The organism is Mesorhizobium sp. (assembly GCF_005063415.1).
In the GTDB taxonomy this organism is placed as follows: Bacteria; Pseudomonadota; Alphaproteobacteria; order Rhizobiales; family Rhizobiaceae; genus Mesorhizobium.
Map to the genome: position 1 here is coordinate 1 of NZ_SUEG01000230.1, position 5,364 is coordinate 5,364.

The 5,364-nt window shown below is 63.6% G+C and carries 6 protein-coding genes; 2 read left to right on the forward strand and 4 right to left on the reverse strand.

Annotated elements, in window-relative coordinates; all coding sequences use genetic code 11:
* Window positions 1-921 (forward strand): MFS transporter (locus E5W70_RS30560; protein ID WP_292664989.1); only part of this gene is annotated, 921 nt, incomplete at its 5' end.
* A 42-nt stretch (window positions 922-963) separates the two neighbouring features.
* Here E5W70_RS30560 and E5W70_RS30565 read toward each other — a convergent pair.
* Window positions 964-1,872 (reverse strand): DMT family transporter, encoded by a 909-nt coding sequence (locus tag E5W70_RS30565; RefSeq protein ID WP_292664990.1) that lies wholly within the window; start codon window positions 1,870-1,872, stop codon window positions 964-966.
* 105 nt (window positions 1,873-1,977) lie between these two features.
* Between E5W70_RS30565 and E5W70_RS30570 the strand changes: the two genes are divergently transcribed.
* Complete coding sequence (locus E5W70_RS30570; RefSeq protein ID WP_292664991.1) at window positions 1,978-3,381, forward strand: PLP-dependent aminotransferase family protein; 1,404 nt, start codon at window positions 1,978-1,980, stop codon at window positions 3,379-3,381.
* A 245-nt stretch (window positions 3,382-3,626) separates the two neighbouring features.
* On the opposite strand, the gene E5W70_RS30575 is transcribed toward E5W70_RS30570, so the two are convergent.
* The 3 genes from E5W70_RS30575 to E5W70_RS30585 form a co-directional block, all read right to left on the reverse strand.
* On the reverse strand, window positions 3,627-4,124 hold the full coding sequence (locus E5W70_RS30575) for a MaoC family dehydratase (protein WP_292664992.1): 498 nt from the start codon (window positions 4,122-4,124) through the stop codon (window positions 3,627-3,629).
* Between the two features lie 136 nt (window positions 4,125-4,260).
* Complete coding sequence (locus tag E5W70_RS30580) at window positions 4,261-4,689, reverse strand: phasin family protein (protein ID WP_292664993.1); 429 nt, start codon at window positions 4,687-4,689, stop codon at window positions 4,261-4,263.
* A gap of 83 nt (window positions 4,690-4,772) precedes the next feature.
* A partial coding sequence (locus E5W70_RS30585; RefSeq protein ID WP_292664994.1) for a DUF445 family protein occupies window positions 4,773-5,364 on the reverse strand: 592 nt, incomplete at its 5' end.

Here is a 5,364-nt window from a genome sequence, read left to right on the forward strand (position 1 = left end):
TTCCTCATCAATCTGCCGTTGGGGATGCTGGCCTTCGCGCTCGCCTGGCGCGTCCTGCCGGCCGGAAAAAAGACGGCAGATCGGCGCGGTTTCGACGGCATCGGCACGGCTTTGCTCGCGCTGACGCTGGCCGCCTATGCGCTCGCCGTCACCCTTGGGCGCGGCAGTTTTGGTTCTCTCAATGTCGGCTTGCTGATTGCCGCCGCTGTGGGTGGCCTCCTGTTCGTCATTGCGCAGACAAGGGCCGAGAACCCTTTGATCCAGCCTGCCAGGTTCCGCGACCAGGCCTTGAACGCAAGCCTCGCCATGAGCCTGATCGTCGCCACCGTGATGATGGCGACGCTGGTGGTCGCGCCATTTTATCTGTCGCGCGCGCTGAGGTTGGACGCAGCCATGGTCGGGCTGGTTCTGTCGACCGGCCCCCTGGTTACCGCACTGGCGGCGCTGCCGGCCGGACGCCTGGTCGATCGTTTCGGGGCGCGCCGGATGATGATCGTCGGCCTGTTCGCTCTCGTTATTGGTACCTTTGCTCTGTCGCGGGCGGAATTCGGTATTGCCGGCTATGTCGTACCAATCATCATCGTCTGCACCGGCTACAGCCTGTTTCAGACCTCCAACAATTCAGCCGTGATGACCGGTGTGGCATCCGACCAGCGCGGGGTCGTCTCCGGCCTGCTCAATCTGTCGCGCAATCTCGGCCTGATCACCGGTGCGTCCGTAATGGGCGCGGTGTTTGCCTTCGCATCGGCTGGCGGAAGCGAAGGCACCGGTCAGCAGATATTGGCATCTGCGGCAGCCGCACGCGGCATGCAGGTCACTTTCCAGGTCGCGACGGCCCTGGTAGTGGCGGCGCTGATCCTTGCGGTATTTTCAGCCCGCGCCACTGCCGGGCGAACAGATATCGTTGCCAAGCATCCTTGAGGATTCCACCCGGTTCGCATGCAACTCCGGCAGCCGGCGCACCTATCTCGCATATCTCTTGGCACCGACGACGCAAAGCACGACGGCGGCGGTGACGCCGATCATGGCGGGACTGACCTGCTCATGCAGCAGCGCTGCCGCCAGCCCGAGGCCGAAGAAAGGCTGCAGCAGTTGCAACTGCCCGACCGCGGCGATGCCGCCTTGCGCCAGGCCGCGATACCAGAACACGAAACCGATCAGCATGCTGAACAGCGAAACATAGGCCAGGCCAATCCAGGCGCCCCTGCCGGCACTTTCGAGCGACGGCGGCATGGTGATGAACGTCAGCGCCAGCATGACCGGCAGCGACAGCACCAGCGCCCACGAAATCACCTGCCAACCGCCGAGCTTGCGCGACAGCGCCGCTCCTTCCGCATAGCCCAATCCGCACACGATGATGGCGGCCAGCATCAAGATGTCGCCGAGCGGCGAGACCGACAGGCCTTGCGTGACTGCAAAACCGGCAACAAGGCCGCTGCCGAGGCACGAGAACAGCCAGAACGCCGGCTTCGGGCGATCACCGCCTCGAACCACGCCGAAGATCGCGGTCGCCAACGGCAACAGGCCGACGAAAATGATGGAGTGAGCCGAATTGATGTGCTTGAGCGCCAGCGCCGTCAGCAGGGGAAAGCCGACCACGACGCCAAGCGCCACGATCGCCAGCGGGAACAGATCTCGCCGCTCCGGGCGCTTCTGGCGAAAGAGAAGCAGCAGCGCCAGGCCGAGGATGCCCGCCGAAGCCGCACGGGCGACCGTTACGAACACCGGATCGAAATCCATCACCGCCACGCGCGTCGCCGGGAGCGAACCGCTGAAGATCAGCACGCCTATGAACCCGTTGACCCAGCCACTCGCCGCCCAGCTACTCGCCGCCCAACCACTCGCCGCCCAACTACTCGCCGCCTTGTCCATCGATGCCCCGCTCGTTTTCGCCCTCTATCGGGCCGGGCGTATGGCTCCGCCAGAGACAATGAGGTACAGTTTGACAAAACCGTCATGGTAGGCTGAGCAGTACGGATGGATGAGCAGACGACAACAGATGAGGGCAGCCGGACGCTTGTCGAAAGCGTCATGGCGACGATCAGGCACAGGATCGCCGCGCGCAGCCTGACACCGGGAATGCGGCTGCCTTCGATCCGGGCTTTCGCCAAGGCCATGCAGGTTTCCAAGTCAACCGTGGTCGAGGCCTATGAGCGTCTTGCGGCGGAAGGCATGATCCGCTCGCGGCCGGGCTCGGGCTTCTATGCCGCCGGACCGTTGGCTCCGCTGTCGCTGGCCGAGATCGGCCCCAGGCTTGACCGTGCTGTCGACCCGCTGTGGGTCTCGCGCCAATCGCTGGAAGCCGGCGACGGCGTCCTGAAACCGGGTTGCGGCTGGCTGCCGGCCGCATGGATGCCCGAGGCTGGATTGCGTCGGGCATTGCGGACGGTGGCCCGCGCCGACGGTGCCGCGCTGACCGATTACGGCACGCCGCTCGGATTGCCGGCGCTGCGCCATCTGCTGGCGCGGCGCATGGCCGAGCACGGCATCGAAGCCTCTCCGGACCAGATCATGCTGACGGAGTCGGGCACTCAGGCGATCGACCTGCTGTGCCGGTTCCTGCTCGAATCGGGTGACACGGTGCTGGTCGACGATCCCTGCTACTTCAACTTCCATGCCCTGTTGCGCGCCCATCGGGCCAAGGTGATCAGCGTCCCCTACACGCGCTCGGGTCCGGACATCGAACTGTTCGCGCAGGCGCTGAACGAGCATCGGCCGCGCCTCTACATTACCAATTCGGCGCTCCACAATCCGACAGGCGCTATATTGTCCCCGGTCGTTGCCCATCGGGTGCTGAAGCTCGCCGACCAGTCGGGGCTGACAATCATCGAGGACGATATCTTCGCCGATTTCGAACACACGCCCGCGCCCAGGCTGGCGGCCTTCGACGGCCTCAGCCGGGTCATCCACATCGGAAGCTTTTCCAAGACGCTGTCGGCATCGGTGCGCTGCGGCTTCATCGCCGCTCCTCGCGACTGGATGGAAGGATTGACCGATCTCAAGATCGCCACATCGTTTGGCAGCGGTCGGCTTGCATCCGAACTGGTACTGACGCTGCTGAAGGATGGTCTCTATCGCAAGCACGTCGACCTGCTGCGCGCGCGGCTCTCGCGCGCCATGGAGGAAACCAGCATCCGCCTCAGGGCGATCGGCATCGTGCCATGGATAGATCAGCCCGCCGGCATGTTTTTATGGTGCAGGCTGCCGGAGGGGATAGATGCCGCGGATGTCGCCCGCCACGCACTGACGGCCAATGTCGTGCTTGCGCCCGGCAATGCGTTCAGCCTGTCCCGGTCGGCCAGCCGTTACATGCGCTTCAACGTCGCCCAATCGGGAGACGACCGGATTTTCAGGGCGCTTGAAGAGGCGATGTCGCGTTGATTGCGCTGCCGCGCACCTGTCTGAGGCCGTGTCCTCGGAGACCGTTTCGAAATTCGCTCTGACGAGTCATATGATGGTGGTTTCGAGAACCGGAGCGCAGCGGACATTTAGGTCCGTGAGCACCGGCCTACGCCGGCCGTAGCATTAACTGCCGAGGCCCCTCATGGGGTGCTTCGGCCGGCGAAGGCCGGAAGCGCAGAAACCACCATCAGATGGCCGCCAGAGTAGAGTTTCCAAACGGTCTCTCAGGTGCCGGCCCGCTTGCGGCGCGCGTAAAGCATGACGAGCGTCTCGGCGGTCAGCGCCGGCCTCTGCTCGCCTTCGATCTCGACCGTATTGGCAGCTTTCATCAGATATTGCCCCGGGCCTTTGTCTTCCATCGACAACAGCGTGGTGCGCAGCCTGATCCGCGAGCCGACCCTGACCGGCGCCACGAAACGCACTTTGTCGAAACCGTAGTTGAACGCGGCCTGCGTGTTTTCGGGCACGATGCCCATCTCGAGCGCCAGCGCGCCGATGATCGACAGGGTCAGATAGCCATGCGCGATCGTGGTGCGGAACGGGCTTTGCCGCTTCGCCCGCTCGGGATCGACATGGATCCATTGATGATCGCCAGTGCATTCGGCAAACTGGTCGATGCGGTGCTGATCGACCAGTGTCCAGTCCGAGACGCCCAACTCCTGCCCGGCCATCGCCCTGAGTTGCTCGAAGGTCGGCGGCGTCCTCGGCCGTATCTGCGTCATTCCTGCTTTCCCGATCGCTTGCCTGTTCCGGACCACGACGGGCCGCCCCTGTCAATTCGCCAATGCGATTCCAGCGCATAATCTTCGGCCGAGCCGCCGGTCTTTGCCGCCGGCAAGTGTGCTGCCGGGGAACAGCTTACTTCTTGTCGTGGCCGGCGCGGATCTCCTCCATCGCCTCCTTGATGCGGCTGCGCAGGATTTCGATCGATTCGGTGCCGGACGCCCTCGCCAGTTCGGCCATCTCGCCGGCATTCTTCAGCGCGGTCTCGAAGGATTTCCTCGCGAACGCCGCCTGCTTCTGCATCATTTCCTGCGGATTGCCGGGCGCCCTGTAGTTTTGTGCCATGTCGGTGATTTCGCGCAGCGTGTCCTGCAGCATCTCGCGTTGCCTGGACAACAGCGCCGACGCTCCGGCGGCACTCGCCCGGGCCGACTTCTCCAGCGCTTCCAAGTTTTTGCGGTTGTGAGCGAGGATCGCCTCGACGTCGACATTCGGCAGCTTCAGGTCGCGGCCGAACTTGCCGAACATGTCGATGAAGGACTCGGACTCCGGTCGTTTTGCCATGCTGGTACTCTCCCCCTGTTGCCGTGAACGCCGCCACTGCTCGGAAGATAGTGCAGCAAAGCTCAGCGGTCCATTCGGACGAGTCAGCCGACGAGAAACAGCCGTTCGGCGGTGTAGAGCACGAGCCCGGCAAGGCCACCGATGATCATGCCGTTGAAGCGAATATATTGCAGGTCCTTGCCGATGTTCATTTCTATAAGCCTTGTCAGTTGCGCGAGGTCCCAGCGCTTGACCTGGTCGGCGATGAATTTGGACACGCCGCTCTTCTGGCTTTCGACGAAGGACGCAAGCGCCACGATGAACCCCTGGTTCATGTCGGCCCTGATCTGCGCGTCGTCGGCAAGATGGCGGCCGACCTCGACGAACATGGTGGCGAGATGGTCGCGGATCATCGAATTCGGCGCCTTGGCGTCCTGCTCGATGAACAGCCGCAGGCTGTCCCACATATCGCCGGCCAGCGCGCTGAGCTCCGGCCGGGCAAGGAAATCGCGCTTCAGCTTTTCGGCGCGCCTGGCATATTGTTTGGATGTCCTCAGCCGCTCGACGAAGGTCCCGACGAAAAGGTCGAATTCGGCTCGCATCGGATGGTGCGGATCGGTCCGCACCTCATCGAGCAGCGAGCCGGCCGACGCAACGATCTTCTTCAACAGATAGGCGTCGGCGCGAAACAGATTG

What these genes read in the sequence shown, in the direction of transcription:
- E5W70_RS30565 (WP_292664990.1), bottom strand. Translation starts at nt 1,872, where the DNA reads ATGGACAAGGCGGCGAGTAGTTGGGCGGCGAGTGGTTGGGCGGCGAGT.
- E5W70_RS30570 (WP_292664991.1), top strand. Translation starts at nt 1,978, where the DNA reads ATGGATGAGCAGACGACAACAGATGAGGGCAGCCGGACGCTTGTCGAA.
- E5W70_RS30575 (WP_292664992.1), bottom strand. Translation starts at nt 4,124, where the DNA reads ATGACGCAGATACGGCCGAGGACGCCGCCGACCTTCGAGCAACTCAGG.
- E5W70_RS30580 (WP_292664993.1), bottom strand. Translation starts at nt 4,689, where the DNA reads ATGGCAAAACGACCGGAGTCCGAGTCCTTCATCGACATGTTCGGCAAG.